Consider the following 24,354-nt stretch of genomic DNA (forward strand, 5'->3'; position numbering starts at 1 on the left):
GTGCGCGCGAGGAGTTTTCTCCCTGTGGTCCGAGCGGGCCCGTTCCTAGGCTGATCGCGTCCTGCCGCCTGTGCGCGTCCGCGCACCAGACGTTCCGGCTCAACCGGGGCGCCGCCGAGGCAGGGTGCTAGACCCGAAGGCGTCCCTACATGACTTCGCAGGCTGCTGCCGCCACCCCGACCGCGCGCCCGGCGCGCTCCCGCCACCTCATCCGATTCGCCGCCTGCGGCGTCGCCGCCTCGCTCGCGCTCGCCGCGCAGCCGATGGCCGCGTTCGCCGCGCCGCCGAGCGTCACGGGCCCGAGCGAGCCCGTCGCCTACGTCGAGCAGGCCCCGCCCGTCTCCGTCGGCGAGCAGGTCAGCTTCGCCGGCGGCTCGGGCTACGGCGGCGGCTACCTCGACTTCGCGGTCGACGGCGGCACCGCCGACGAGACCCTCTCGCTCATCACCGCGGAGACGGCCGACACGACGGCCGGCGTCGTCAGCATCGTCGGCACGAGCGTGTACCTCGGCAACGGCACCGGTGCGGACCTGATCGGCGCCGTGGCATCCGACCGCGCCGGCGCGAACGGCGCGCTGCGCATCGTCTTCGCGAGCCCCTTCGACAACCCCAGCTTCGAGGACGACGACAGCATCGGCGGCTGGACCGTCATCCAGGACCGCGTCGACCTCGGCGTCACCACCATCGCCGGCGTCCGCACCATCGACCAGAGCACCTACGCCGGCCTCTCGGGCGGGGCCAACGCCCCGCTCGACGACGACGCGGCGCCCGTGTCGGCGAGCTACACGGTGCGACTCAGCACCGTCGACGCGAGCCATGGCGCCACGAGCCTCGAGCTCACGAGCGACATGCAGACGGCCGAGGGCTGCGACGTCGTGCACGGCCCGGCCGTCTACAGCAACCCCTTCGAGGCCGCGGCGAACGACAAGATCTCCTTCGATTGGCGTGCGTTCCAGGGCTCGGACGACTTCCACGTCTACGGCTACATCCTGAACACCGCGACGGGGGCGCAGACTCCGGTGCTCGACGCCACCGGCGGCAACGAGGTGAACGCCTTCGTCACCAAGGAGACGGTGATCCCGGCCTCGGGCGAGTACCGCTTCGTCTTCGTCGGCGGCACCCAGGACAAGACCTGCGGCCGCGCCGCGGGCGCGACCCTGCTCATCGACAACGTGCGCGTCTTCGGCACGAAGGTCACCGACGCCGTCGCCGCCTCGATCAGCGACAAGCTGCAGTACCACAACGCCTCCGACGACCCCGCGGCCAGCCGGGCGATCGCGATCACCGCCGCCGACGCCGACGGCCAGGTCTCCGCGGCCGGCAGCGTCGCGATCGCGATCACCGCCGTCGACGACGACCCCTCGTTCGGACCGGTTGCCCCGATCACGCTCCTCAACCAGGACGGCGCGCAGGTCTACCCGACGACCACCGGCACGCTCGACGCCACCGACCCCGACAGCCCGATCACGAGCGCCATCGTCGGCGGCGAGCCGGCCACCACGACGATCGACGGCGTGGCCTACACGCAGCGCAAGCGCGGCACCTACGGCACCCTCTACCTCGACGGCGCGACGGGCGCGTACGCCTTCGTGCCGGATGCCGCGGCCGCCGACGCCCGCCAGCGCGACGACAGCGAGACCTTCGAGTTCGAGATCTCGGCGGAGGACCGCTCGCCGGGCGGCCCGCACCCCGCCAAGACCGCGCGGCAGTCGCTCACCGTCAGCCTCGAGGTCGCCGCGAGCGGCCCCGGCGCGGGCACCGCCACGAGCGCCGTCGCCGGGTTCGAGCGCGCCGTCGTCAGCTGGACCGCCCCGGTCTGGGAGGGCGGCGCCGCGATCACCGGCTACGCCGTGGAGTGGTCGACCGACGGCGGCGAGTCGTGGACGAGCGCGACCGAGGACACCGGCTCCGCCGCGACGAGCACCACCGTGCTCGGCCTGACCGCGGGCACGCCGCACGTGTTCCGCGTCGCCGGCCTGAACGCCAACGGGCAGGGCCCGTGGGCCGCCATCAGCAACGAGGCGGTCCCCTACACGAAGCCGGCCGCGCCGGCCCCCGTCATCGCGACGCCCGGCGACACCACGGTCGAGCTCGCCTGGACCGCCCCCGTCGCCGACGGCTGGTCGCCGGTCACCGGCTACCGCATCGAGCGATCCATCGACGGCGGCCGCACCTGGGCGACGCTCGTCGCCGACACCGGCACCCCGCTGCCGACGCTGCTGCGCGGCCAGGCCCTGCGCCCGTCCGCCCTGCTCGCGCCGACCCCGGCCACGAGCTACACGGCCACCGGCCTCCGCAACGGCGAACCCGTCGCGTTCCGGGTCTCGGCGATCAACGCCGCCGGCACCGGCGTGCACGCCGAGACGGCGCTGACCACCCCGCGCACGACGCCCGGCGCCCCCGCCCCGCTCGTCGCGACGCCCGACGACGCACGTGTCGAGCTCAGCTGGACGGCCCCGACCGACACCGGGGGCGCGCCCGTCACCGGCTACCGCGTCGAGCAGTCCCTCGACGGCGGCACCACCTGGACGACGGTCGTCGCCGACACCGGCAGCACCGCGACGAGCACCACTGTCACCGGGCTCGCGAACGGCACCCCGGTCGCGTTCCGCGTCTCGGCCCTGAACGAGGCCGGCAGCGGGCCGGCGGCGGATGCCTCGGCCACGCCCCGCCGTCCCGCCGACGCCGTGACGGTCGACTCGATCACGCCGGGCAACCGCACCCTCACCGTGGCGTTCACCCCGCCGGCGAACGACGGCGGTTCGCCGATCAGCGACTACGAGTACTCGATCGACGGCGGCAAGACCTGGATCCCCGCCGGCACCACGACGAGCCCGATCGTCATCGAGGGGCTCGGCAACGGCGTGCCCCGCCAGGTGTCGGTGCGCGCGGTGACCGAGGCCGGGCCCGGCGCGGCATCCCCGGTGCAGACCGCCACGCCGGTGCTGCAGCCCGTCCGCAGCTCCTCGGGTGCGCTGCCGAAGCTCGCCGCGGGCAAGGCCGCCTCGAGCCTGAGCGGCACCGACGAGCCCGTGACGACGCGCACCGACGGCGACGCCTTCGTGATCTCGGGCGACGGCTTCGCGGTGCGCGTGCAGGCCGTCGGCCCCGACGGCAAGCCGGTGGCCCTCGTGAACGGCACCCTCGCGGTGCCCGCGGGCGGCGCGCTGCGCATCAGCGGCTCCGGCTTCCAGGGCGGCAGTGCGCTCGACTTCTGGCTGCTGGGCGCGGAGCTCGGCCTCGGCGAGACCACCGCGGCCGCCGACGGCTCGTTCACCGCGACACTGACCCTGCCCAAGGGCCTGCGGATCGGCGCGGAGACGCTGCAGATCAACGGCCTCTCGCCCGAGGGCGGAGTCCGCAGCATCGTGACCGGGATCACCGTGGTGTCGGCGGACGACCTCGCCGACACCGGCCGCGACGTGTCGATCGAGGCCGTCGCACTCACCGGCGGCGGGGCCCTGCTGCTCCTGCTCGCCGGCATCTGGATCAGCGTCATCACCCGAAGGCGCCGAGGCGAGGGTCGCGCGCAGCTCTGAGCCGACCACCCGTCTTGGCGATCGGGGCGGAGGTGCATCCTCCGCCCCGATCGCCATGCCCCGCCCCGGTAGACTCTCGACGAGTCATGAGCGCCGAACCAGCCATCCGAGTCATCCTCGTCGAGGACCAGGCGCTGTTCCGTTCCCTGCTGAGCGACCTCGTGCGTGCGGAGCCCGGGTTCGAGCTCGTCGCCGCGGCCGGCACCATCGCCGAGGCGCGGGCCCTCGCGGCGGATGCCGAGGCCGACGTGGTGCTGCTCGACATCGAGCTGCCCGACGGCAACGGCTTCCAGTTCGGCCGCGAGCTGCGGCGCGCGCGCCCCGGGCTCGGCGTCGTGCTGCTCTCCAGCCACGACCTGATGGAGCTGCTGCTCGCCCTGCCCGACCGCGAGCGCGCCGGCTGGAGCTACCTCTCGAAGGTCTCCTCCACCTCCCGGGAGACACTGTTGCGCGCCCTGCGGGTGAGCGCCAGGGGCGCGAGCATGCTCGACCCGGAACTCCTGGGCCGCCTGCGCCCGCGCCGCGGCAGCGCGCTCGCCGGCCTCACCCCGCGGCAGTTGCACGCGCTGCGGCTGCTCGCCGAAGGGCTGTCGAACGCGGCCATCGCCCGCGACATGGGCATCTCGAACCACTCCGTCGACAACCTGCTGAACGCCGTGTACTCGACGCTGGGCGTGCGCGACGACGGCGACCTCAACAGCCGGGTCGCCGCGGCCCTGCACCTCGTGCGCGACGGCGCTCCCGGCGGGGCCGGGGCATGAGCCCGCGCGCCCGCAGCGCTGCGCCGACGGCCTCGACGCCGACGGTCGCGAGCAGCGCGCTCGAGGCGCGCGACCGGGCCGACGACCGGCGGGTGCTGCTCTTCACGGCGGGCGTGCTGCTCACGGCGTTCGCGATCGGCTCGACGCTGCAGACGATCTTCATCTACCGCCCGGAGCGGATCGCCACCTCGGAGCTCATCGCCGAAGCGCCGCAGCTGCCCGACCGGCTGATGACGAACCTCGTCACCGTCGCGATCGCGCTGCTGCTCGCCGCCTTCGTGCGGCTCGAGGAGCGGAAGCCCCTCGCCGCTGCGGGTGCGGTGCTCGCGATCGCCCTCCCGATCGCCCTGGCCCGGCACGGGCTGCAGCTGCTGCTCGGCATCTACGTCGCCCCCGAGCTCGACGTCAGCCTCGTCGAGGTGTGCTCGGTCGCCGTGGTCATCGCGGTCGCGCTGGGCCTCGCGCTCGCGCAGGTGCGCACCCGCGTGCGGCTGCGCGAGCACGAGCGAGCCGAGGCCGAGCACCGGCTGCGGGCGTCGACGGCGCTCGCGGAGCTCGCCGCGGAGGAGATGCGGGTGCGCCGCGAGGTCGCCGACGGCCTGCACGGCACCTTGCAGGGTCGGCTGGTGCTGAGCCAGGCGGCGATCGACGCCATCCAGCGCCGCGGAGTCGAGGAGGGCTGGAGCGAGGCCGCGATCGAGCAGCTCGCCGGACTGCGCCGCGACCTCGAGCGGATGCGGGAGCACGACGTGCGCGAGCTCAGCAACCTGCTCTACCCGGTCGGCGTCGACGTGAGCCTCGCCCACGCCATCCGGGCCCTCGTGCGCCGGGTGCCCGCGGAGATCGACATCACCGCCGAAGTCGACCCCGAGGCGGACCTCGCGCTCGACCGCGGCGACGACGCCGTCGCCCAGCGCATCGCCGTCGTGCGCGGCGTCGAGGAGGGCATTACGAACGCCCTCCGGCACGGCGCGGCGACGACGATCCGGGTGGCCGTCGGCGTCAGCGAGGTCGACGGTGCCGTCGCGCCGCGTGTCCGCGCGACGGTCGAGGACGACGGCGTCGGCCTGCCCGACTCACCGCGCTGGAACGGGCTCGCCCGCACCTCCGAACGGCTCGGACTGCGCGGCGGCCGCGTCGAGCTCGCGCCGTCGTCGCTCGGCGGCGCGCGCCTCGAGGTCGAGGTCGCGGCACCCGTCAGGAGTTGACTGGCGCGCGATCGAGCGTCGCGATCTGCGCCTCGTCGTCGGCGTAGACGGTCATGGTGTCGCCCGAGACGTTCGCCGTGTCGAGGCCTTCGAGCACCGCCTCGGTTTCGGGGCAGGCCATGCGCGTCGAGGCGACGTCGTCGAAGGAGATGTTGTCGTCCTCCATGGTCCAGCTGCCGGTGAGACGGTTGCAGCCGTCGTTGCCGGTGAAGGCCCCGCCGCTCTCGAGTTCGAGGTAGGCGCCGTCGGGATCGCCCCAGGTGCCCACCGGGTCGGGGCCGCCGCCTCCGGCGCAGCCGCCGAGCGTCGTGACGAGCATGACGGCCGCGAATGCGGCTCCGGCCGTGCGGCCGCCCCGGATGCCAGACATGAGCTTCCCCCCGTCCGACGCGTCGCAGTCGCGACGCCGGGACCGCCATCCGGTGGCCGGCGTGCGTCGGTCCCCCTCTGCTTAGCGAAGCGCGCCGCCCGCGTCAACGGCGGGAGTGCAGCATCTGCTCGCCGACGTCGACGTAGGCGCTGAAGAGACCGGTGACCGCGCGCAGGCGTTCGGCGGCGTGCGCGTCGTCGGTGAGCGGCTCCGCCGCCTCGAGGGCGCGGATGAACGCCCGGGACCGTTGGTGGCTCGCGGCGAGGAGCTGCTCGAAGCCGCCCGCGGCCTCGACCAGGAGGCGGCGGCTGCCCGGCTGGGGGATTGTGCGGGCGAGTCCCCAGGCGGCGAGCTCGCGGGTGGCCTGGCTCACCGCCCCGGCGCTGAGGCCGAGCGACTCGCGCAGCTGCTCCGACGAGGAGGGCTCGGCCCGGAGCAGCAGGTAGCCGTAGACGCGGCCGGTCGCCCGGGCGAGCTGCCACGAGGCGAGCGTCTCGCCCATCACGTCGATGAAGCGCTGCTCCTCGGCATCGGTCATGCGGCGGTCCCTCCTGCGCTCGGCGGCCGGCCGTGCCATCCTCCCAGCAGCTGGAGCAGGAGCTCGCTCACCGCGTCGGGCGCGTCGAGCGTGACGATGTGCCCGGCCCCGGGGACGACGTGCTCGGCGACGCCCTCGGCTGCGGCCCAGCGGGGCATCGCGGTGGCGATGTTCCCGGTGCGGTCCTCGGCACCACGCACGAGCGCGAGCGGCACCGGGCTGCGGAAGCCGGGCTCGGGGGAGACGAGCGAGACGGTCGCGCGCCAGACGTCGAGGAACACCGCCTTCGGCATCCGGGCGAACATCGCCTCGGTGCGGGCGATCGCCTCCGGGGTGACCGCGGACGCCCGCGCCATCAGGCCGGGCAGCCGTCCGGCGGGGACGAGCCCGAGCATCGGCGCCGCGAGCCGTAGCGCGAACCGCTCGCCGGCGCTCAGCGGCCCGGCGTTCCAGGTGGAATCGAGCACGACGAGCCCGGCGGCGCGGTCGGGGTGCGCGCGCACGAAGGCCTGCGAGAGGTTGCCGCCGAGCGAGTGGCCGACGAGCGCGGGGCGGTCGAGCCCGAGCGCGTCGATGAGCGCGGCGAGGTCGTCGAGGGCGTCGGCGGCGGTGAAGCGCGTGCCGGCGTCGAGCCGGGATGCGCCGTGCCCACGGAGGGCCCAGCGCACGGTGCGGTGCCCGGCTGCCGTGAGCGCCGCGAACTGCGCGTCGTACATGCCGCGGTCCATACCGGCGCCGTGGGTGAGCACGACGGGGATCCGGCCAGTGTCGTCGCCCTCGGCGAGCTCGTAGCCGAGCTCGGCACCCGGGCGGACGAGTGATCCCGTTATATTCACCATTCTCTGAATATAGCGCAGGACTCGGACTTGCCCGACTTTCATGAAAGTCGGGCAAGTCGTGGCTAGGAGCGGGTGACCGCCACCCGTTCGGCGAGCGCGCGCGCTGTCGCGAGCTCGGGTTGCGCGCCGACCCCGCCCGCGCCGCGCGTCGATGCAGTGCCGCAGGCGACCGCGAGGGCGAGGGCGGGCTCGGGCGGGAGGCCGCGGAGCCGCGCGGCGAGGTAGCCCGCGGCGAGGGTGTCGCCCGCGCCGACCGTATCGACGAGCGGCCCGTCGACGGCGGGCGTCGAGGCGACGATCCGTTCGGTCGCGCCGTCGCGACGGCGCGCGGCGACCGCGCCCTCGGCGCCGAGCTTGCCGATGACGACCCCGCCCTCCGGCATGACGTCGAGCACGGCCTCGACGGCGTCGTCGAAGCGGTCGCGGGCGGTGATGCCGCAGAGCTCCTCGGCGTTGCCGAAGTACACGTCGCAGTGCGCGAGGAGCGCGAGGATGCCCGAGTCCCACTCCTCGGCGGGGTCGAAGTTGCCGTCGACCGAGGTCTGCACCCCGAGCGCGCGGGCGCGGGCGAACAGCGCCGCGGCCCCGGGGTGCAGCGCGTGCTGAAGGAAGTAGCTGCCGACGTGCAGGTGGCCGACGCCGGCGAGCAGCTCGTCGTCCACCTCCTCGGCGGCGACCGTGCCGATCGAGCCCATCGAGGTGAGGATCGCCCGGTCGCCGTCGGGCCGGGTGAGGTGCGTCGAAGCGCCGGTCGGCAGGCTCGGGTCCACGCGGACGCGATCGGTCGCCACACCGCGCCGGCCGAGCTCCTCGTCGAGGAAGCGGCCGAAGGCGTCGTCGCCGCGCACGCTGAGCAGAGCGGTCGGGATGCCGAGGGCGGCCGCGCCGCACGCGGTGATCGCCGAGGAGCTGCCCATGGTGAGCGTCGTCGCGCGGACGAGCTGCTCGTGCTGCCCGAAGCGCAGCTCGCCGTCGACGTCGATGATGAGGTCGACGCACAGCTCGCCGACGACGAGCAGCCGCCCCCCGGTCACCTCGGCCGCTGCCATTCGCACCACACTCCTTCGAACTCGACGTCGGCGCTCCGGCTCCAGTCTGCGGCAGCCCGGGCCGCCGCGTCGCAGGCGCGCGTCGTCGCCGGCTCGCCACGGTCGGAGCCGTGGACGGTGACGACCGCCCAGCCGCCGCTCGGGCGGGGGTCGGATGCCTCCGCCGCGGAGGCTGCGTCGCCGCTCGCGACGGACAGCGGCGCGGGGGTGGCGAGCGCGATCACCTGGCCGGCGCCCAGCCCGAGCTCCCCGGCGACCGCGTCGGCCACCGCGAGGAGCAGCTCGCGCAGCCGCGGGTGCTCGCGGCTCGCGACGGTGACGACGGGCATCAGTCGGTGACCAGGACCGAGCGGTTGAGGAACGGGGGCGTGTCGGGGTTGCGCCCGCGAAGCGTCGCGAGCTGCACCGCGAGCCGGTGCACGAGCGGCAGGTTCCCTTGCGGGTCGAGGCCGTTCACGTAACTCGTGGCGCCCGTCGCGCGCACGTCGTCGACGATGACTTCCGGGGCCTCGCCGAGGAACCAGACGAGGGTGTTGGGGCCGGCGCAGGAGATGGGTCCGTGCTGGTACTCCCACATCGAGTACGCCTCGGTCCAGAAGCCGGCCGACTCGCGAACCTTGAGGGCGGCCTCCTGCGCGATGCCGACGCTCCACCGGTGGCCGAGGAAGACGATGTGCTCGATGTCGGCCGGCGCCATCGGCAGCTCGGCGGCGAGGGCGGCGCGGCCGTCGGCGACGAGTTGCTCGTCGGCGAGCCCGATCGACGCGCGCAGGGCGGTGAGTCCGGTGGTCGCGAAGCGCGTCTGTACGATCGACTGCTCGTCGGCGAAGCCGAGGTGCACGGTGCGGTCGGCGCAGAGGCGCCCGAGCGGGGTGTCGGTGTCGCCGAGGATCGCGGTGATCGTGTGGGTGTCGCGGTAGCGCTCGACGAACTCGACGACGTCGGCCGTGGTGCCGGAGCGGGAGATGACGATGAGGTGCTCATCGTCCTCGATCCAGGGGAGCTCGCTGGGGATCGCGGCGCGGGTGCGGGGCAGGCCCGCGTCGTTGCGGAGGTAGGCGTAGGCGTCGCCGACGTAGTACGAGGTGCCGCAGCCGACGACGAGGACCTTCTCGTCGGGCCCGGGCAGCAGCGCTCGGTGCTGCGGTTCGAGTTCGATGGCGCGGGCCCACATCTCGGGCTGGCTCGTGAGCTCCGCCCGGGTGATCGCGGCCGGCTCGGCGATGGGTTCGTTCATCTCGCGTGCTTCCTGATTCGTCGCCGTCGGTCGCGGCAATTCGAGCAAAGTCAATCAGAAATGAGCAGAGAATGAAAGCTATTGACGAATTCAGGCTATTGTTGAATACTGCCAGGACCGAGAGACGCAGCGCAGCATCGAGGCCGCGTCCGATCACAGATGGGCCAGCATTGAAGCTGCGCCGGGATGCCGCATCGACGAGGCATCCGATCACAACGAAGGAGATCGAAGCGTGAAACTGAGCTCAGGGCGCCTCTTCGGCGCAGTCGGCCTGGTGGCCGCGAGCACCCTGGTGCTGTCCGGATGCGCGGGCTTCGGCGGAGGCGGCTCCGGTGGCGGCGGCGATCAGACGCTGACCTTCACCACCTGGGGCAGCGAGTCCGAGGAGACCACGTTCAAGGACCTCATCGCCCAGTTCGAGGCCGAGCACGAAGGCACCGACATCAAGCTGAACGTCGTGCCCTACGACCAGATGTTCTCCAACATCGATGCGCAGCTCGCCTCCGGCGACGCCCCCGACATCTTCCGCGTCGACTACGGCAACCTCGGCGTCTACTCGAGCCAGGACCAGCTCCTCGACCTCAGCGACTCGTTCAGTGACGACGAGATCGCCGAGTTCACCCCGGCGATGTGGGAGGCCGTCTCCTACGAGGGCGTGCCCTACGGCGTGCCGCACCAGACCGACGTCTCCGCACTGCTCGTGAACACGCAGATGGTAAAGGATGCCGGCATCGACCCGGCTTCGCTGCCGACCACGCAGGACGACGCCTGGACCTGGGACGAGTTCGCGGCGGTCGCCGGCGAGCTGCGCTCCGCGCTGCCCGCCGACAAGTACCCCTTCGTCTACAACTGGCAGCTGGGCGGCGCGCCGCGCTGGCTGAGCTGGCTCTTCCAGGCCGACGGCACCTTCCTCGACGGCGACACCGCCACGATCGACTCGCCTGAGGGGGCCAAGGCGCTCGACTTCACGAAGAGCTTCTTCGAGCAGCAGTGGGTGCCGCCGACGAGCTCGACCAAGGGCACCGTCTACGCGGACTCGCTCTTCACCGAGGGCACCGCGGCGATGGCCTTCGTCGGCTCCTTCCTCGTGCCCGACATCGACAGCCTCGCGAAGTTCGACTGGACGGCCATCCCGATGCCCCGCGACGAGCGCGGCGCGACCGACCTCGGCGGCAACGCCCTCGTCGCGACGAAGGGCACGAAGAACCCCGAGCTCGCCGCCGAGTTCCTGAAGTTCATGGTCTCGGCCGACGCCATGTCGGAGTTCTGCGCCAACACGAACGAGCTGCCGACCCGCCTCGACCTCGAGGGCGACGCCGTTCAGTTCAAGATCCGCCCCGACGTCATGCCGGTCTTCGTCGACCAGGCCGCGACGATCGAGCCGGGCGACGTGAAGCAGCTCACCTCCCCGGCGATGGCGGCCATCAACACCGCCCTGCAGGACCAGCTCGAGGCGGCGTTCATCGGCGGCCAGTCGACGGCGGAGACGCTCGCGAACCTCTCGGCCGCGATCGAGGAGGCGGCGAAGTAATGACCGCTCTGACCGCCCGTGGCCGGGAGCGCGCGAGCGCGTCGCCCCGGCCGCGGGCGGCGCGTCGCGCCGCCCGGTTCAAGGAGTCGCTCGTCGGCTGGGGGTTCGTCGCGCCGAACCTCGTGCTGATGTCGCTCTTCCTCTTCATCCCGATCGTCTGGGCGCTCATCCTCTCCTTCCAGGAGACGAAGGGCTTCGGCGATCCCGAGTGGGTCGGTGCCGCGAACTACGCGAAGCTGCTCGCCGACCCGGTGTTCTGGCAGAGCCTCGCGAACACGCTCGTCTTCACGGTCGCGACCGTGCCGATCGAGCTCGCCGGCGGGCTCGGCCTCGCCGTGCTGCTGAACTCGGTGATCCCGGCGCGGGGCCTCTTCCGCACGATCATCGTGCTGCCCATGGTGATCTCGGGCGTCGCATCGGGCATGATCGCGGTCATCCTCTTCTACGAGTCGAACGGGCTCGTGAACAAGGTGCTGCAGGCGCTCGGGCTCGACGCCATCGGCTGGCAGTCGCAGGGCACCCCGGCGATGGTCTCCGTCGTGATCGCCGCGATCTGGCTGCGGCTCGGCTTCAACATGATCATCTACCTGGCCGGACTCCAGTCGATCTCGCCCGAGCTCTACGAGGCCGCCCGCATCGACGGGGCGAGCAAGTGGCAGCAGTTCCGCTCGGTGACGGTGCCGCTCGTCGGCCCCTCCACCTTCTTCCTGCTGATCATGAACGTCATCGCCTCGTTCCAGGTCTTCGACCTCATCTTCGTGATGACCGGCGGCGGCCCCGGCAACGCGACCTCGGTGCTCGTCACCTACGCGTACCGGAACGGCTTCCAGATCCGCGAGCAGGGCTACGGCGCCGCGATCGGCATCGTCATCCTGCTCATCACCCTCGTCTTCACGTTCATCCAATGGAAGACGAACCGCACCCGAGACCTCGTGGAATAGGAGCGCATCGTGGCACAGACCACCTCGGTGCTCGAGATCGCCGACGCCGAACTGCTCGGCCCGCGCGGCGCCGCCCGCGTGCAGCGCCGCCGCCGATACTCGAGCGAACGCAAGGGCATCGTGTGGCGCACGATCCTCGTCGCGCTCGTCGCCCTGATCGTCGTCTTCCCCCTGTACTGGATGCTCGTCGTGGCCTTCTCGCCGCGCGGCGAGGTCTTCGAGCCGGGCCTGCGGCTCTGGCCGAGCACGCTGACGCTCGAGAACTTCGCGAAGGTGTTCGACCGGGTGCCGGTGCTCGACTGGTTCGGCAACTCGGTCGTGATCGGCGCCTTCGTCACCGCGCTGACGGTCATCGTGAACCTGCTCGCCGGCTACGCCTTCGCCCGGCTCCGCTTCCGCGGTCGCAACGGCATCTTCCTGCTCGGGCTCGCGACCATGATGATCCCCGTGCAGGCGATCATGGTGGCGCAGTTCAAGCTCGTCTCCGGCCTCGGCATCTACGGCACCTACTGGGGCGTCATCCTGCCCGGCGCGGCCGCCGCGTTCGGCATCTTCCTCGCCAGGCAGTTCTTCCTCTCCATCCCCGACGAGGTGATCGAGGCGGCCCGGATCGACGGCGCCGGCCAGCTGCGCATCTTCCTGCAGGTGGTGCTGCCGCTCTGCAAGCCGCTCATCGCGGTGCTGACGCTGCTCACCCTGCTCGGCAGCTGGAACGACTTCGCCTGGCCGCTCATCGCGCTGAAGGACAACGAGCTGTTCACCCTGCCGATCGGTCTGCTGTACCTGAAGAACCAGACCTCGCCGGACTACAACGCGATCATGGCGCTCTCGCTCGTCGCGGTGCTGCCGATGGTGCTGCTGTTCGTGTTCTTCCAGCGATACTTCGTCCAGGGCTTCGCGAGGAGTGGAATCAAGTGACCATCAGCTATCTCTGCACGCTGCCGCTGCCGGACCACTGGTTCGACGAGCTCGCCCGGCGCGTGCCGGGCATCGAGATCGTGCGGGCCGAGACCGGCGCCGAAGTGCCGCCCGAGACGCTCGGCCGCATCGAACTGCTGCACACGGGCGACTGGTTCCCCGAGCCCGCCGCCGTGCCGGCGCTGCGCGGCGTGCAGCTCGACACCTCGGGCGTCGATCACGTGCGCGGCACCCCGCTCTGGGCGAGCGGCGTGCCGATCGCGACGCTCGGGGGCATCGCGCCGGTGCCGATGGCGGAGTACGCGACGATGGCGATCCTCGAGCTCGCGCACCGGATGCCTCGCATCGAACGGCATCGCGCCGAGCGCAGCTGGCCGTCGAACGCCGAGCGCCTCGCGACGCTGACGCCGCGGCAGCTGGCCGGGGCGACGGTCGGCATCGTCGGCTACGGCCGCATCGGACGCGAGATCTCGCGCCTCGCGGAGGTGCTCGGCATGCGGGTGCTCGGCGTCAGCCGTTCTGGCGCGCGGCAGCAGGGCGGCGAGAAGTTCGACACCGGGCGCCGCGCCGCCGCCGACGATCCGGCCGAGCTGTTCCCGATCGGCCGGCTCGACGAGGTGCTCGCGCAGAGCGACTTCCTGGTCGTCGTCGTGCCCCTCACCGAGGAGACCCGCGGGCTGATCGGCGAGCGCGAGCTCGCGCTGCTGCCGGCGGGGGCCTACGTCGTGAACATCGCGCGCGGCGGCATCGTCGACGAGACCGCGCTGCTCGCGGGTCTGCGTGCCGGGCGCATCGCCGGCGTCGCCCTCGACGTCTTCGACGAGGAGCCGCTCGGCCCCGACTCGCTCTGGTGGTCGGAACTCGGCGCGCTGATCACACCGCACGTCGCGGGACTCGCGCCGCAGTACCATGCACAAACGCTCGATCTCGTGGTCGAGAACGTGACTCGACTGGCCGAGCGACGGCCGCTGGTGAATGAGGTGGACCGTGCAGCCGGTTACTGAGCCCCTGATCGGGCCGAAGCGACAGCGCGAGCTGCTCAACTACATCCGCACCTACGGCGCGGGCTCCGTCAACGAGATGGCGAAGCTGCTCGGCGTCAGCACCTCCACGGTGCGGCGCGACCTGAACGAGCTGCAGGACCGCGGACTCATCGAGCGCGTCCACGGCGGCGCTGCGCAGGTCGAGGACGACGTGGAGCCGCTCCGGCCGCTCCGCGAGACCGCCTACGCGGAGGAGAAGCAGCGCATCGGCCGGGCTGCGGCCGCGCACGTGCAGCCGAACTCCACGGTGCTCATCACGGGTGGCACCACGACCGAGGCCATGCTGCCGTTCCTCGGCTCCGTGCCCGGCCTCACCGTGCTCACCAACAGCCTGACGGTGGTGAGCCGGCTCGCACAGTTCCCCGACATCGACATCATCGTGCTCGGCGGGCTGCTCCGGCGGCAGGAGATGAGCCTCCTCGGCCACCTCACGATCTCGGGCCTCGACGAGTTCGGCATCGACCAGGCGTTCACCGGCGCGTTCGGCGTCGACCCGGAGATGGGCGTGACGGGCACGAACCTCTCGGAGACGCAGACCGACCGCTCCCTCGCCTCCTCGGCGGTGCGGCTCACGGTGCTCGCCGACCACTCGAAGCTCGCGAAGCGGGGGCCCGCGAAGCTCGTTCCGACGAGCGGCATCTCGCGTCTCATCGTCGACGACGGCGCGGATGCCGAGGTGCTGGAGCGTCTGCGCGAAGCCGGGGTGACCGTCGAGACATGCTGACCCCGACCTCCCGCCTGGTCGCGGGGCTGGGCGCGAGCCTGCCCTCGATCGCGGCCTTCAACGTCATCACCCTCGAGTACGCCGAGGGCATCGTCGCCGGCGCCGAGCGCGCGGGGCTGCCCGTGCTGCTCTCGGTGAGTCACAACGCGGTGCGCTTCCACGGCGGCCTCGCGCCGATCGCGGCGGCCTGCCGCCGGCTCGCCGAGGACGCCGAGGTGCCGGTGGCCCTGCACCTCGACCACTGCGAGTCGGAGGCGCTCGTGCGCGAGTCCGCGGAGCTCGGCTTCGGCTCGGCCATGTTCGACGCCTCCCGGCTGCCCTACGAGCAGAACGTCGCGGAGACCGCCCGGGTGGCCGAGTTCGGCCGCGCCGCCGGGCTGTGGGTCGAGGCCGAGCTCGGCGAGATCGGCGGCAAGGACGGCGCGCACGCCCCGGGTGTCCGCACCGACCCCGCCGAGGCCGCCGCCTTCGTCGCCGCGACCGGCGTCGACGGCCTCGCGGTCGCGGTCGGCACCTCGCACGCGATGACCGACCGCACGGCCCGCCCCGACGACGCGCTCATCGCCCGGCTCGCGGCGGCCGTGCCGGTGCCGCTCGTGCTGCACGGCTCCTCCGGCGTCGCCGACGCGGGCATCCGCTCGGCGGTGGCCGCCGGCATCCGCAAGGTGAACGTCGGCACGCAGCTGTCGGCCGCCTATTCCGACGCCCTCCGCGCGACGCTCGGCTCCAGCACCGACCCGCGGGCGGCGCTCGCCGCGGCCCGCGAGGCGATCGCCGAGCGGGTCGCCCAGCTGCTCGCCGTCGTCTCCTCCCCCATCGATCCCCAGAGTTAGGACCACCCATGTCAGCAACCGTGTCCGGGCCGAGCGCCCACGAGGGCGAGCCGAGCGCGGCCGAGCTCCTCGCGGCCGGCGACATCCTCGGCCTCATGCGGGCCTGCCACGACCGCCGGCTCGAGCGCGAGGGCATCCCCATGGTGCTCGGCCTCGCCGACGAGCGCGGCAGCATCCCCGAGGCGGCGACCCCGACCCAGCTCGCCGAGGGCCGCGCCTTCGCCGAGGTCTTCGACCGCTACTCGGCCGAGCTCGTGCCGTGGGCGCGCGCCGACGACGAGGGCGCCGTCATCACCGCGATGCAGGTGCTCGCCTACACCCACTTCGCGCCCGGTGCGGCGCCGATCACGGACGCCGCGTCCGTCACGGAAGGACCCCACGCATGACCAGGCCCTCGTTCGACGCCCAGCGCGAGCAGCTGCAGCGCGGCCACTTCATCCGCGTCGTCAACTACCACTCGACCCCGCGCGGGGCCCGCGCGGAGCTCGCGAGCGAGCTCGCCGGCTTCGCCCGCGACTACGCCCCGGTGACCCTCGACGACCTCGACCGACTGTTCGAGACCGGCACCTGGCACAAGGACAAGCCGGGCGTCATCCCCGTCTTCTACGAGGGCTACCGCAACTCGGTGACGGTCGCGGCCCCGCTCTGCGACGAGCTCGGCCTCACCGGCTGGTTCCCGATCGCCACCTCCTTCGTCGACTGCGATCCGGAGCATCAGGAGGCCTTCGCCCGGGCGCACTGGATCTCGCTCGTCGAGGAGGACACGAAGGGCGGTCGCATCGCGATGAACTGGGACGAGGTCGCCGAGATCTCGAAGCGGCACGTCGTCTTCCCGCACACGGCGCACCACGAGGGCTTCGACGGCGTCTTCTCCGACGACGACCTCGAACGCGAGGTCGTCGAGTCGAAGCGCCAGCTGGAGGCGGTCACCGGGCAGGAGGCGCCGGCGTTCGTCTGGCTGCACGGCTCGTCGTACGGGCAGAGCCCGCGCCACGATCAGGCGGTGCGGGATGCCGGCTACCGCTACCAGTTCGCCAACACGATGATCCACCGCATCAACTAGCGGAGCGAGGGGCCGGGCCGGTGCCCGGCCCCTCGTGCGGCGCCCGCTCGGTCAGACCGGCACGCCGCGGTGGCGCAGCAGGCCGTCGTGCTCGCGCCAGACCAGCTCGACGGTGCCGCCGTGCCGGGTCGAGTCCGCCGAGCGCGCGGTGCCGGGCACGACCCGATGCAGAACGCCGAGTTCTCCGAGCCGGCGCACGGCCCGCTCGTCGTCGAGCGCCGGCCCCGCGCTCGCGGGGTGCCAGCTGCGCTCCGGGTAGGGGAGCGGGGCGGACGCGAACCCCCGGATGCGGCCGTCGCCGCCGAGGGTCGTCGCCCGGAGCGCCCCCTCGTCGTCCGGCTCGCCGAGGCGGAAGCGGGCGACGTCGCTCGCGGCATCCGTCCCGCGCCGGGTGAAGGCCGCCTCGGGCGACCAGTACCAGCTCTGCAGGACTCCCTCGGCGTCGAGGGCGAGCACCTCCAGGTGGTTCGGGCCGAGCGGCGACTGCACGATCTGGGCGTCGACGTAGCGCGCGCCCGCGGCGAAGTGCAGGCCCGCGCTCCAGCGGCCGGGCGGCACCTCGGGGGTCTGCAGCGGGTCGTCGTCGTGGTCCGCGTTGAACCAGAACACCCAGAGCCCGTCCACCGCGTCGCCGGCGAGCAGCTCGAGGTTTCCCCGGGCGCCGTAGACGCCCTGGGCGATCGAAGCGGGCCCGGCGGTGGCGCGATCTGCCCCGACGATTTCGGTCATATCTGAATGCATCTGCTTATTCTTGCTCATATGTGCCTATTTGTGACACGATGGGCGCAACGTCATCCCGAAGGAGAGCAATGAGAATCGCCCGCGTCCTCGTCGACGGACAGCCCCGCCTCGTCGTGCGCGACGAGCGCTCGACGCGCGTCGCCCCCGCCGGGCACGCCGACGACGCCCTCCAGGCCATCGCCGCCGCAGCCGCCGGCGACACCGCCGACTGGGCCGAACTCGACGTGAAGGGCCTCGAGTTCCTCGCCCCGGTCGCCGACGCCGGCAAGCTCATCGCCGTCGGCCTGAACTACGTCGACCACACGGCCGAGACCGGGCTCGCCCAGCCCGAGCGCCCGCTCACCTTCGCGAAGTACGCGACGTCGCTCACCGGCCCGGCGAGCGACGTGATCGTGCCCGACCACCTCACCCAGGGCGTCGACTTCGAGGCCGAGCTCACCCTCCTCATCGGCCGCCGCTGCGGCGGCGCGACCCCGGCGACGCTCGCCGACGTCGCCGCCTACACCGTCGCGAACGACGTCTCGGCGCGCGACGTGCAGTTCGGCGACGTGCAGTGGACCCGCGGCAAGTCCTTCGACACCTTCACCCCGCTCGGGCCCTGGCTCGTCACGCCCGACGAATTCGGCGAGCCCGGCGGACACCGCATCTACGCCGAGGTCGACGGCGAGCTCCTGCAGGAGGACGACACCGCCGAGATGATCTTCGACGTGCCGACCATCCTCGCCTTCGTCAGCGACGGCGTCACCCTCGAGCCCGGCGACCTCATCCTCACCGGCACCCCAGCCGGGGCGGGCGGCTTCCGCACCCCGCCGCGCTACCTCCAGCACGGGCAGGTCGTCACCGCCGGCGTCGAGGGCATCGGCGAACTGCGCAACCGCTTCGTCTACCGCTCGCGGCTCGCCGCGTAGCACCCTGGAAGGACTGCGAAGGAGCACCATGAGCATCGACCGTCGAGTACTCGTCCTGATCGGCGCAGGGTCCGCCGTGTTCACCCGCGGCCTGCTGGCCGACCTCATCGGCGCCGAGGACCTCGGCGCGTGGGAGATCCGCCTCGTCGACGTCGACCCGGTCGCGCTCGACGTCGCCGCCGACCTCGCCGAGTCGATGGTCGCGGCGCGCGGGGTGGACGAGACGATCCGCGTGGTCCGTTCCACCGATCGGCGGCAGGTGCTGCCCGGCGCCGACTTCATCGTCACCTGCGTCGGCGTCGGCGGCCGGCCCGCCTGGCAGCTCGACCACGAGATCGTGCAGAAGCACGGCGTCTTCCAGCCGGTCGGCGACTCGATCATGCCGGGCGGCATCTCGCGGCTGCTCCGCACCACCCCGGTGCTCGTCGACATCGCGCGCGACATCGCCGAGCTCGCGCCCGAGGCGTTCTTCTTCAACTACTCGAACCCGATGACCGCGAACGTGCAGGCCATCCACCAGCAGACCGGCCTCGACGTCGTCGGGCTCTGCCACGGCATGCACCACATCCAGCGCGAGCTCGCCCAGCTCATCGACGCCCCCTTCGAGGAGACGTCGACGCTGTACGCCGGCATCAACCACCTCACCTTCATCTACGACTTCCGCTGGAACGGCCGTGACGCCTGGCCGCTGATCCGGGAGCGGGTGCGCCGCGAGCTCGCCGAGGCCCCCGACCCGGGCGACATCGGCAACATCTTCTACGAGACGCCGACCGCCTGGCACAATCCGTTCGCCTGGGAGTTGTTCGAGCGCTACGGGGCCTTCGCCGCAGCGGGCGACCGGCACGTCGTCGAGTTCTTCCCCGAGCGCTTCGCCTCGGGCGACTACTACGGCAAGCAGCTCGGCATCGACGCGTTCAGCCTGCCGGAGATCCTGGAGTGGGGCGAGAACCGCTACCAGGGCATGAAGCGCCAGGCGCTCGGCGAGGAGCCGCTCGACCAGTCGACCTTCGAACGCTCGGGCGGCGAGCAGGAGCAGCTCATCGCGATCATCCGCTCGATCACCTTCGACCGCCGCGAGATGTTCAGCTGCAACGTCGTGAACCGAGGCATGGTGCCCGGCCTGCCTGAGTGGTCGGCCGTCGAGATCCCCGGCGTCGCGACGGCGCGAGGCATCCGCCCCGTCTCGGTGCCCGACCTCGGCAGGCCGCTCACCGCGATCCTCGCCCGCCGGCTCAGCTCCGTCGACCTCGCGGTCGAGGCCGCCCTCTCCGGCGACCGCGGCCTCGTCGTCGAGGCGATGATCGCCGATGGCGCGGTGACCGACGCCGACCGCGCCGCGGCCCTCGCCGACGAGCTCATCGCGGCCCAGGCCGCGCACCTGCCGAGGTTCGCATGACCGCCCGCAACCTCGGCAAGGAGGAGCGCGAGGCGGCCGAGCTCGCCGCCGCCGAGCTCGCCGCCGCCGAGGCGGCCGGCGCCGCGGACGAGACCGCCTTCGCCGCGCGCGGCGGTGTGCCCACCCACGAGTGGGGCGAAGGGCTGCGCAGCCAGCAGTGGTTCGGCGCCGAGGGCAAGACCGGGTTCATGCACCGCTCGTGGCTGCGCAGCGAGGGGCTGCCCGACGACAGCTTCCGCGGCCGGCCGATCATCGGCATCGCGAACTCCTGGAGCGAGCTCACGAGCTGCAATCTGCACCTGCGCGGCCTCGCCGAGTACGTGAAGCGCGGCATCTGGCAGGCCGGCGGCGTGCCGTTCGAGTTCCCCACGACCTCGGCGGGGGAGCCGATCGTGCGCCCGACGGCGATGCTGCTGCGCAACCTCATGGCCATGGACCTCGAGGAGACGCTGCGCTCGAACCCGCTCGACGGCGTCGTGCTGCTCGCGGGCTGCGACAAGACCACCCCGGCCTACCTGATGGGCGCCGCCTCCGTCGACCTGCCGACCCTGCTCATCACCGGCGGCGCCATGCTGAACGGCAAGCACCGCGGCACCGACATCGGCTCCGGCACCTCGGTGTGGAAGTTCACCGAGGCGCACCGGGCCGGGCTCATCGACGACACCGCGATCACCGAGGCCGAGGGCTGCATGGCCCGCAGCCAGGGGCACTGCCAGACGATGGGCACCGCCTCGACGATGGCCTGCGTCTCGGAGTTCATGGGGATGCAGCTGCCGGGCACGGCCTCGCTGCCCGCGAACGATTCGCGGCGGCAGGCCGCCGCGCACCTGGCCGGCCGCCGCATCGTCGAGATGGTCGCCGAGGACCTGCGGCCCTCGAAGATCCTCACCAGACAGGCGTTCGAGAACGGAGTTCGCGCGAACGCCGCGCTCGGCGGCTCGACGAACGCCGTCATCCACCTGCTCGCGCTCGCCCGCCGGGTCGGGGTCGAACTCACCCTCGACGACTTCGACACGCTCGTGCGGGACGTGCCGGTGCTCGCCGACCTTATGCCGAGCGGGCGCTTCCTCATGGAGGACTTCGAGTACGCCGGCGGCACGGCGGGCTTCGCCGAAACGCTCGGCGAGCTGCTGCACCGCGACGCGCTCACCGTCACCGGCGCGACGCTCGGCGAGAACTACGCCGGCGCGGAGGTCTTCAACCGGGAGGTGATCCGCCCCCTCGATCACCCGGTCAAGCCCGTCGGCTCCGGCATCGCCGTGCTGCGCGGCAACCTGGCTCCCCGCGGCGCGGTCATCAAGCAGTCGGCCGCCGACCCGCGGCTGATGCAGCACACCGGGCGCGCGCTCGTCTGGGACACGCTGCAGGCCTACCTCGCCGACGCCGAGGACCCCGAGCTCGACGTCGCGCCCGACGACATCCTCGTCGTGCGCAACGTCGGGCCGAAGGGGTACCCGGGCATGCCGGAGGTCGGCAACCTCGCCCTGCCGCGGAAGATCCTCGAGGCGGGCGTCACCGACATGGTGCGCATCTCCGACGCGCGGATGAGCGGCACCTCGTACGGCACCGTCGTGCTGCACGTCGTGCCCGAGGCCGCCGCGGGCGGACCGCTCGCCTTCGTGCGCACGGGCGACACGATCACCCTCGACGTCGCCGGGCGTTCACTGCACGTGCACGTCTCCGACGAGGAGCTCGAGGCGCGCCGGGCGGGCTGGCAGCCGCCGACGGTACCGGGCAGCGAGCGCGGCTGGACCCGCCTCTACATCGAGCACGTCACGCAGGCCGACGAGGGGCTCGACCTCGACTTCCTGCAGGGGCGTTCCGGCGCCGCGGTCGGCCCGCAGGCGTTCTGATGACTGATGCGGGCGTGCTCGTCGTCGGCGCCTCCGGCATCCTGGCCCCGGCCGCCGCGCAGCTCGCGGCGGCCGACGGCGGCGCGCCCGTGACGGGCATCGGCCGGGTGCGGCCGATGCCGTCCGGTGTCGAGGCGATCGCGGTGGACGCGCGGGATGCCGAGGCCCTCCGCCGGGCGCTCGGCGCGCGGCGCTGGGGGTGCGCCGTCGTCTACGCGCCCGCGGTGACGGATGCCTCGCTGCCGGTGCTGCGCGCCGCGGTCGACGGCCCGGTCGTACTCGTGCGCGCGAGCGCCGAGGCTACCCCGCCGCCAGAGGAGCCCGAGGCACCCGCCCCGGAGCCCGGTCCGTGGACGCTGCAGCTCGGCTGGGCGACCGGCGCCGGCGGTGCCCGCTGGCACAGCCCGGAGGAGATCTCCGAGGCCGCGCTCGCCGTGCTCCGCGACGGCGACGGCCGCACGCTCGGCGCGGTGCGGCCCTGGGCGGATCGGCCGTGATCCTGTTCCTGGCGGCGTCGCCGAGCCTCGATCTCACGTACGAGGTCGACCGCCTCGAACGCGGGGGCGTCACCCGCCCGCGCCGGGTCACCGCGGTGCCCGGCGGCAAGGCGCTGAACGCCGCCCGCGTCGCGATGGCCCTCGGCGGCGCGGCGCGTCTCGTCGCTCCCCTCGGCGGCGCGACGGGGAGACGGGTCGCCGCGCTGCTCGCCGAGGAGGGCGTCGGAGCCCGGCTCGTCGAGGTCTCCGGTGAGACCCGCAGCTGCCTCGCGATCGTCGAGGACGGCGACCTGCCGACGAGCACCGACCTGTACGAGGCATCCGCGCCGCTCGGCGAGGGGGAGTGGCGTGCGCTCGCCGAGGCGATCCGCGCCGAGGCGGCCGAGGCCGCGCCGCGCTGGCTCGCCCTGTCCGGCTCGGTGCCCGCCGGGGTCCCGTTCGGCGAGCTCGGGGAGCTGCTGCGCGAGTTGCGTGCCGCGTCGGGCGCGCGCCTCGCCGTCGACACGTCGGGCCCACCGCTCGCGGCGCTCGCCGGGCTCGCGGACCTCGTGAAGGTGAACCTCGGCGAGGCCGCCGAACTGCTCGGCGCGGCGCCGGCGGACGCGGCGGCCGCCTGCGCGGCGCTCGCCGAGCGCTTCGGCACGGACTCCGTCGTCACGGACGGCGTGCGCGGTGCCGCGGCGCTGCTCGGCGGGGTCGGGTTCGCGGTCGCCGCGCCCCGGGCCGCCGGCCGATTCCCGGCGGGCAGCGGCGACGCGTTCTTCGGCGCGCTGCTCGCCGCGCTCGACGCGGGCCACGGCCCCGAGGCCGCGCTGGAGGCCGCGCGCGATGCCGCGGAGCGGAACGCCGCGGTGCCCGGACAGGGCCGGCTCGGCTGAGCCCCACCTCCCACCCACCGACTTGCCCGACTTTCATGAAAGTCAGGCAAGTCGGGCACGTCGGTTGACGCGAGATGCTTTTGTGACAAAACTGTCTGCTCGGACGTTCATCTGACGAGGAGGACACGATGAAGATCGTCATCGCGGGCGCCGGCATCGGGGGGCTCGTCGCCGCCCTGAGCCTGCATCAGGCAGGATTCCGCGACATCGCGGTGTACGAACGGGCCGCCGAGCTGCGGCCCCTCGGCGTCGGCATCAACCTGCTGCCGCACGCCGTGCGCGAGCTCACCGAGCTCGGGCTGGGCGGGGCGGTCGCGGCCATCGGCGTGCCGCCCGGCCGGCTCTCGTACTACAACCGGCTCGGACAGCCGATCTGGTCGGAGCCGCGGGGGCGCGACGCCGGCTACGCCTGGCCGCAGCTCTCGGTGCACCGCGGCGAGTTCCAGCTGCTGCTCGCCGACGAGGTCGCCCGCCGGCTCGGGCCCGACGCGATCCGCACCGGGCATCGGCTCGTTTTGGTCGAGCACGGCGAGCACGTCGAGCGCGCGCGCTTCGAGCGGCCCGACGGCACCGCCCACGAGGTCGAGGCCGAGCTCGTCGTCGGCGCCGACGGCATCCACTCCGCGCTGCGCGCGCAGGAGCACCCCGACGACGGCGCGCCCGTCTGGAACGGCCTGATCCTCTGGCGCGGCACCGCGACGATCCCGGCGTACCTCGACGGGCGCACGATGATCATGGCGGGCGACGGCGAGCAGAAGTTCGTCGCCTACCCGCTCGCCGGCGAGACCGACGAGCCCGGCGCGACCGACGAGCCCGGCGCGACCGACCAGCCCCGGATGACGCGCGTCAACTTCATCGCCGAGCGGCGGGCGCCCGAGGGTGCGAGCGAGCTCGCCGACTGGAACCTGCCGATCGACCCGGCCCCCATCGTCGAGCGCTTCGCCGAGTGGCGCTTCGAGTGGCTCGACGTGCCGGCGGTGGTCGCGGCGGCCGACGAGATCCTCGAGTACCCCATGGTCGACCGCGAGCCCCTGCCGCACTGGCGCGCGGGCAGCTCGACGCTGCTCGGCGACGCCGCGCACGCGATGTACCCGAACGGCTCGAACGGCTCCTCGCAGGCCATCCTCGACGCCCGCACGCTCGCGTTCCACCTCGCCGGCGCCGTGCGGGGGCTCGGCGCGTCCGCGGGCCCCGCCGAGACGGCAGCAGCGGTGCGCGCGGCGCTCGACGCCTACGAGGCCGACCGCCGTCCGGCGACCGCGGCGCTGCTCGCGATGACCCGGCAGCTCGGGCCCGAGAGGGTCATGCAGCTCGCCTACGAGCGCGCGCCGCACGGCTTCGCCGACATCCACGACGTCATCCCCGAGGTCGAACTCCGCGAGATCGCCGACGCGTACAAGCGTGCCGCCGGCTTCCATCCCGCCGCGCTCACCGCGCGCGCCTCGCTCACGCCGGCGAGCGTCGAGCCGTGATCGGGTCGCTCGCGG

General features: G+C 73.1%; 24 protein-coding genes. 17 read left to right on the forward strand and 7 right to left on the reverse strand.

Annotated elements, in window-relative coordinates; translation table 11 throughout:
* Positions 1-149 precede the first annotated feature (149 nt).
* The 3 genes from QSJ60_RS04195 to QSJ60_RS04205 all read left to right on the forward strand — a co-directional run bounded on the left by QSJ60_RS04195 (position 150) and on the right by QSJ60_RS04205 (position 5,508).
* Entirely contained in the window at positions 150-3,539 is a 3,390-nt protein-coding gene (locus QSJ60_RS04195; RefSeq protein WP_285462728.1) for a fibronectin type III domain-containing protein, read from the forward strand.
* Positions 3,540-3,625: 86 nt separating this feature from the next.
* Positions 3,626-4,300 carry a response regulator gene (locus QSJ60_RS04200; RefSeq protein ID WP_230763590.1) on the forward strand — a complete coding sequence of 225 codons (675 nt, stop codon included), beginning with the start codon at positions 3,626-3,628 and terminating at the stop codon, positions 4,298-4,300.
* On the forward strand, positions 4,297-5,508 hold the full coding sequence (locus QSJ60_RS04205) for a sensor histidine kinase (protein ID WP_285462729.1): 1,212 nt from the start codon (positions 4,297-4,299) through the stop codon (positions 5,506-5,508). The genes QSJ60_RS04200 and QSJ60_RS04205 overlap by 4 nt, the downstream gene beginning before the upstream one ends.
* Here QSJ60_RS04205 and QSJ60_RS04210 read toward each other — a convergent pair.
* The 6 genes from QSJ60_RS04210 to QSJ60_RS04235 all read right to left on the reverse strand — a co-directional run bounded on the left by QSJ60_RS04210 (position 5,498) and on the right by QSJ60_RS04235 (position 9,541).
* Complete coding sequence (locus tag QSJ60_RS04210; protein WP_285462730.1) at positions 5,498-5,878, reverse strand: META domain-containing protein; 381 nt, start codon at positions 5,876-5,878, stop codon at positions 5,498-5,500. The two genes, QSJ60_RS04205 and QSJ60_RS04210, sit on opposite strands and share 11 nt — an antisense overlap.
* Before the next feature lie 103 nt (positions 5,879-5,981).
* On the reverse strand, positions 5,982-6,416 hold the full coding sequence (locus QSJ60_RS04215) for a GbsR/MarR family transcriptional regulator (RefSeq protein ID WP_285462731.1): 435 nt from the start codon (positions 6,414-6,416) through the stop codon (positions 5,982-5,984).
* Positions 6,413-7,255: an alpha/beta fold hydrolase gene (locus QSJ60_RS04220; RefSeq protein ID WP_285462732.1), complete on the reverse strand. Its 843-nt coding sequence runs from the start codon at positions 7,253-7,255 to the stop codon at positions 6,413-6,415. Before QSJ60_RS04220 ends, QSJ60_RS04215 begins: the two co-directional genes overlap by 4 nt.
* 62 nt (positions 7,256-7,317) lie before the next feature.
* Positions 7,318-8,304, reverse strand: coding sequence for a carbohydrate kinase family protein (locus tag QSJ60_RS04225; protein WP_285462733.1), 987 nt, complete (start codon positions 8,302-8,304; stop codon positions 7,318-7,320).
* Positions 8,286-8,633, reverse strand: coding sequence for a hypothetical protein (locus QSJ60_RS04230; protein ID WP_230763598.1), 348 nt, complete (start codon positions 8,631-8,633; stop codon positions 8,286-8,288). Before QSJ60_RS04230 ends, QSJ60_RS04225 begins: the two co-directional genes overlap by 19 nt.
* Positions 8,633-9,541, reverse strand: a complete 909-nt coding sequence (locus QSJ60_RS04235; protein WP_285462734.1) for an SIS domain-containing protein — start codon at positions 9,539-9,541, stop codon at positions 8,633-8,635. The genes QSJ60_RS04230 and QSJ60_RS04235 overlap by 1 nt, the downstream gene beginning before the upstream one ends.
* A gap of 232 nt (positions 9,542-9,773) precedes the next feature.
* Here QSJ60_RS04235 and QSJ60_RS04240 point away from each other — a divergent pair, with 232 nt between their 5' ends.
* Genes QSJ60_RS04240 through QSJ60_RS04275 form a run of 8 tightly spaced genes read left to right on the forward strand, consistent with a single transcriptional unit; the run spans position 9,774 to position 16,594 of the window.
* The gene (locus QSJ60_RS04240) at positions 9,774-11,072 is read left to right on the forward strand and encodes an ABC transporter substrate-binding protein (protein ID WP_285462735.1); all 1,299 of its coding nucleotides are present in this window, start codon (positions 9,774-9,776) and stop codon (positions 11,070-11,072) included.
* The gene (locus QSJ60_RS04245) at positions 11,072-12,013 is read left to right on the forward strand and encodes a carbohydrate ABC transporter permease (RefSeq protein WP_189083303.1); all 942 of its coding nucleotides are present in this window, start codon (positions 11,072-11,074) and stop codon (positions 12,011-12,013) included. The genes QSJ60_RS04240 and QSJ60_RS04245 overlap by 1 nt, the downstream gene beginning before the upstream one ends.
* Before the next feature lie 9 nt (positions 12,014-12,022).
* On the forward strand, positions 12,023-12,931 hold the full coding sequence (locus QSJ60_RS04250; protein WP_285462736.1) for a carbohydrate ABC transporter permease: 909 nt from the start codon (positions 12,023-12,025) through the stop codon (positions 12,929-12,931).
* Positions 12,928-13,935, forward strand: coding sequence for a D-2-hydroxyacid dehydrogenase (locus tag QSJ60_RS04255; protein ID WP_285462737.1), 1,008 nt, complete (start codon positions 12,928-12,930; stop codon positions 13,933-13,935). The genes QSJ60_RS04250 and QSJ60_RS04255 overlap by 4 nt, the downstream gene beginning before the upstream one ends.
* Positions 13,919-14,698 (forward strand): DeoR/GlpR family DNA-binding transcription regulator, encoded by a 780-nt coding sequence (locus QSJ60_RS04260; protein ID WP_189083305.1) that lies wholly within the window; start codon positions 13,919-13,921, stop codon positions 14,696-14,698. Before QSJ60_RS04255 ends, QSJ60_RS04260 begins: the two co-directional genes overlap by 17 nt.
* Entirely contained in the window at positions 14,692-15,531 is an 840-nt protein-coding gene (locus tag QSJ60_RS04265) for a class II fructose-bisphosphate aldolase (protein ID WP_285462738.1), read from the forward strand. Before QSJ60_RS04260 ends, QSJ60_RS04265 begins: the two co-directional genes overlap by 7 nt.
* 8 nt (positions 15,532-15,539) lie before the next feature.
* On the forward strand, positions 15,540-15,917 hold the full coding sequence (locus QSJ60_RS04270) for a hypothetical protein (protein ID WP_285462739.1): 378 nt from the start codon (positions 15,540-15,542) through the stop codon (positions 15,915-15,917).
* Positions 15,914-16,594, forward strand: coding sequence for a polysaccharide deacetylase family protein (locus QSJ60_RS04275; protein ID WP_230763610.1), 681 nt, complete (start codon positions 15,914-15,916; stop codon positions 16,592-16,594). The genes QSJ60_RS04270 and QSJ60_RS04275 overlap by 4 nt, the downstream gene beginning before the upstream one ends.
* 51 nt (positions 16,595-16,645) lie before the next feature.
* Here the strand turns inward: QSJ60_RS04275 and QSJ60_RS04280 are convergent, their stop codons facing one another.
* Positions 16,646-17,323, reverse strand: a complete 678-nt coding sequence (locus QSJ60_RS04280; RefSeq protein ID WP_285462740.1) for a hypothetical protein — start codon at positions 17,321-17,323, stop codon at positions 16,646-16,648.
* 80 nt (positions 17,324-17,403) lie between these two features.
* Here QSJ60_RS04280 and QSJ60_RS04285 point away from each other — a divergent pair, with 80 nt between their 5' ends.
* From QSJ60_RS04285 to QSJ60_RS04310, 6 genes are all read left to right on the forward strand, one after another.
* The gene (locus tag QSJ60_RS04285; RefSeq protein ID WP_285462741.1) at positions 17,404-18,243 is read left to right on the forward strand and encodes a fumarylacetoacetate hydrolase family protein; all 840 of its coding nucleotides are present in this window, start codon (positions 17,404-17,406) and stop codon (positions 18,241-18,243) included.
* A gap of 28 nt (positions 18,244-18,271) precedes the next feature.
* Positions 18,272-19,639 (forward strand): family 4 glycosyl hydrolase, encoded by a 1,368-nt coding sequence (locus tag QSJ60_RS04290; RefSeq protein ID WP_285462742.1) that lies wholly within the window; start codon positions 18,272-18,274, stop codon positions 19,637-19,639.
* Entirely contained in the window at positions 19,636-21,492 is a 1,857-nt protein-coding gene (locus tag QSJ60_RS04295) for an IlvD/Edd family dehydratase (protein ID WP_285462743.1), read from the forward strand. The genes QSJ60_RS04290 and QSJ60_RS04295 overlap by 4 nt, the downstream gene beginning before the upstream one ends.
* Positions 21,492-21,989, forward strand: a complete 498-nt coding sequence (locus QSJ60_RS04300) for a hypothetical protein (protein WP_285462744.1) — start codon at positions 21,492-21,494, stop codon at positions 21,987-21,989. The genes QSJ60_RS04295 and QSJ60_RS04300 overlap by 1 nt, the downstream gene beginning before the upstream one ends.
* Complete coding sequence (locus tag QSJ60_RS04305) at positions 21,986-22,867, forward strand: 1-phosphofructokinase family hexose kinase (RefSeq protein WP_285462745.1); 882 nt, start codon at positions 21,986-21,988, stop codon at positions 22,865-22,867. The genes QSJ60_RS04300 and QSJ60_RS04305 overlap by 4 nt, the downstream gene beginning before the upstream one ends.
* Positions 22,868-22,995: 128 nt before the next feature.
* Positions 22,996-24,339, forward strand: coding sequence for a flavin-dependent oxidoreductase (locus tag QSJ60_RS04310; RefSeq protein ID WP_285462746.1), 1,344 nt, complete (start codon positions 22,996-22,998; stop codon positions 24,337-24,339).
* The last annotated feature ends 15 nt before the right edge of the window (positions 24,340-24,354 follow it).

Source organism: Agromyces sp. NBRC 114283 (genome assembly GCF_030268405.1).
Taxonomy (GTDB): Bacteria; Actinomycetota; Actinomycetes; order Actinomycetales; family Microbacteriaceae; genus Agromyces; species Agromyces mediolanus.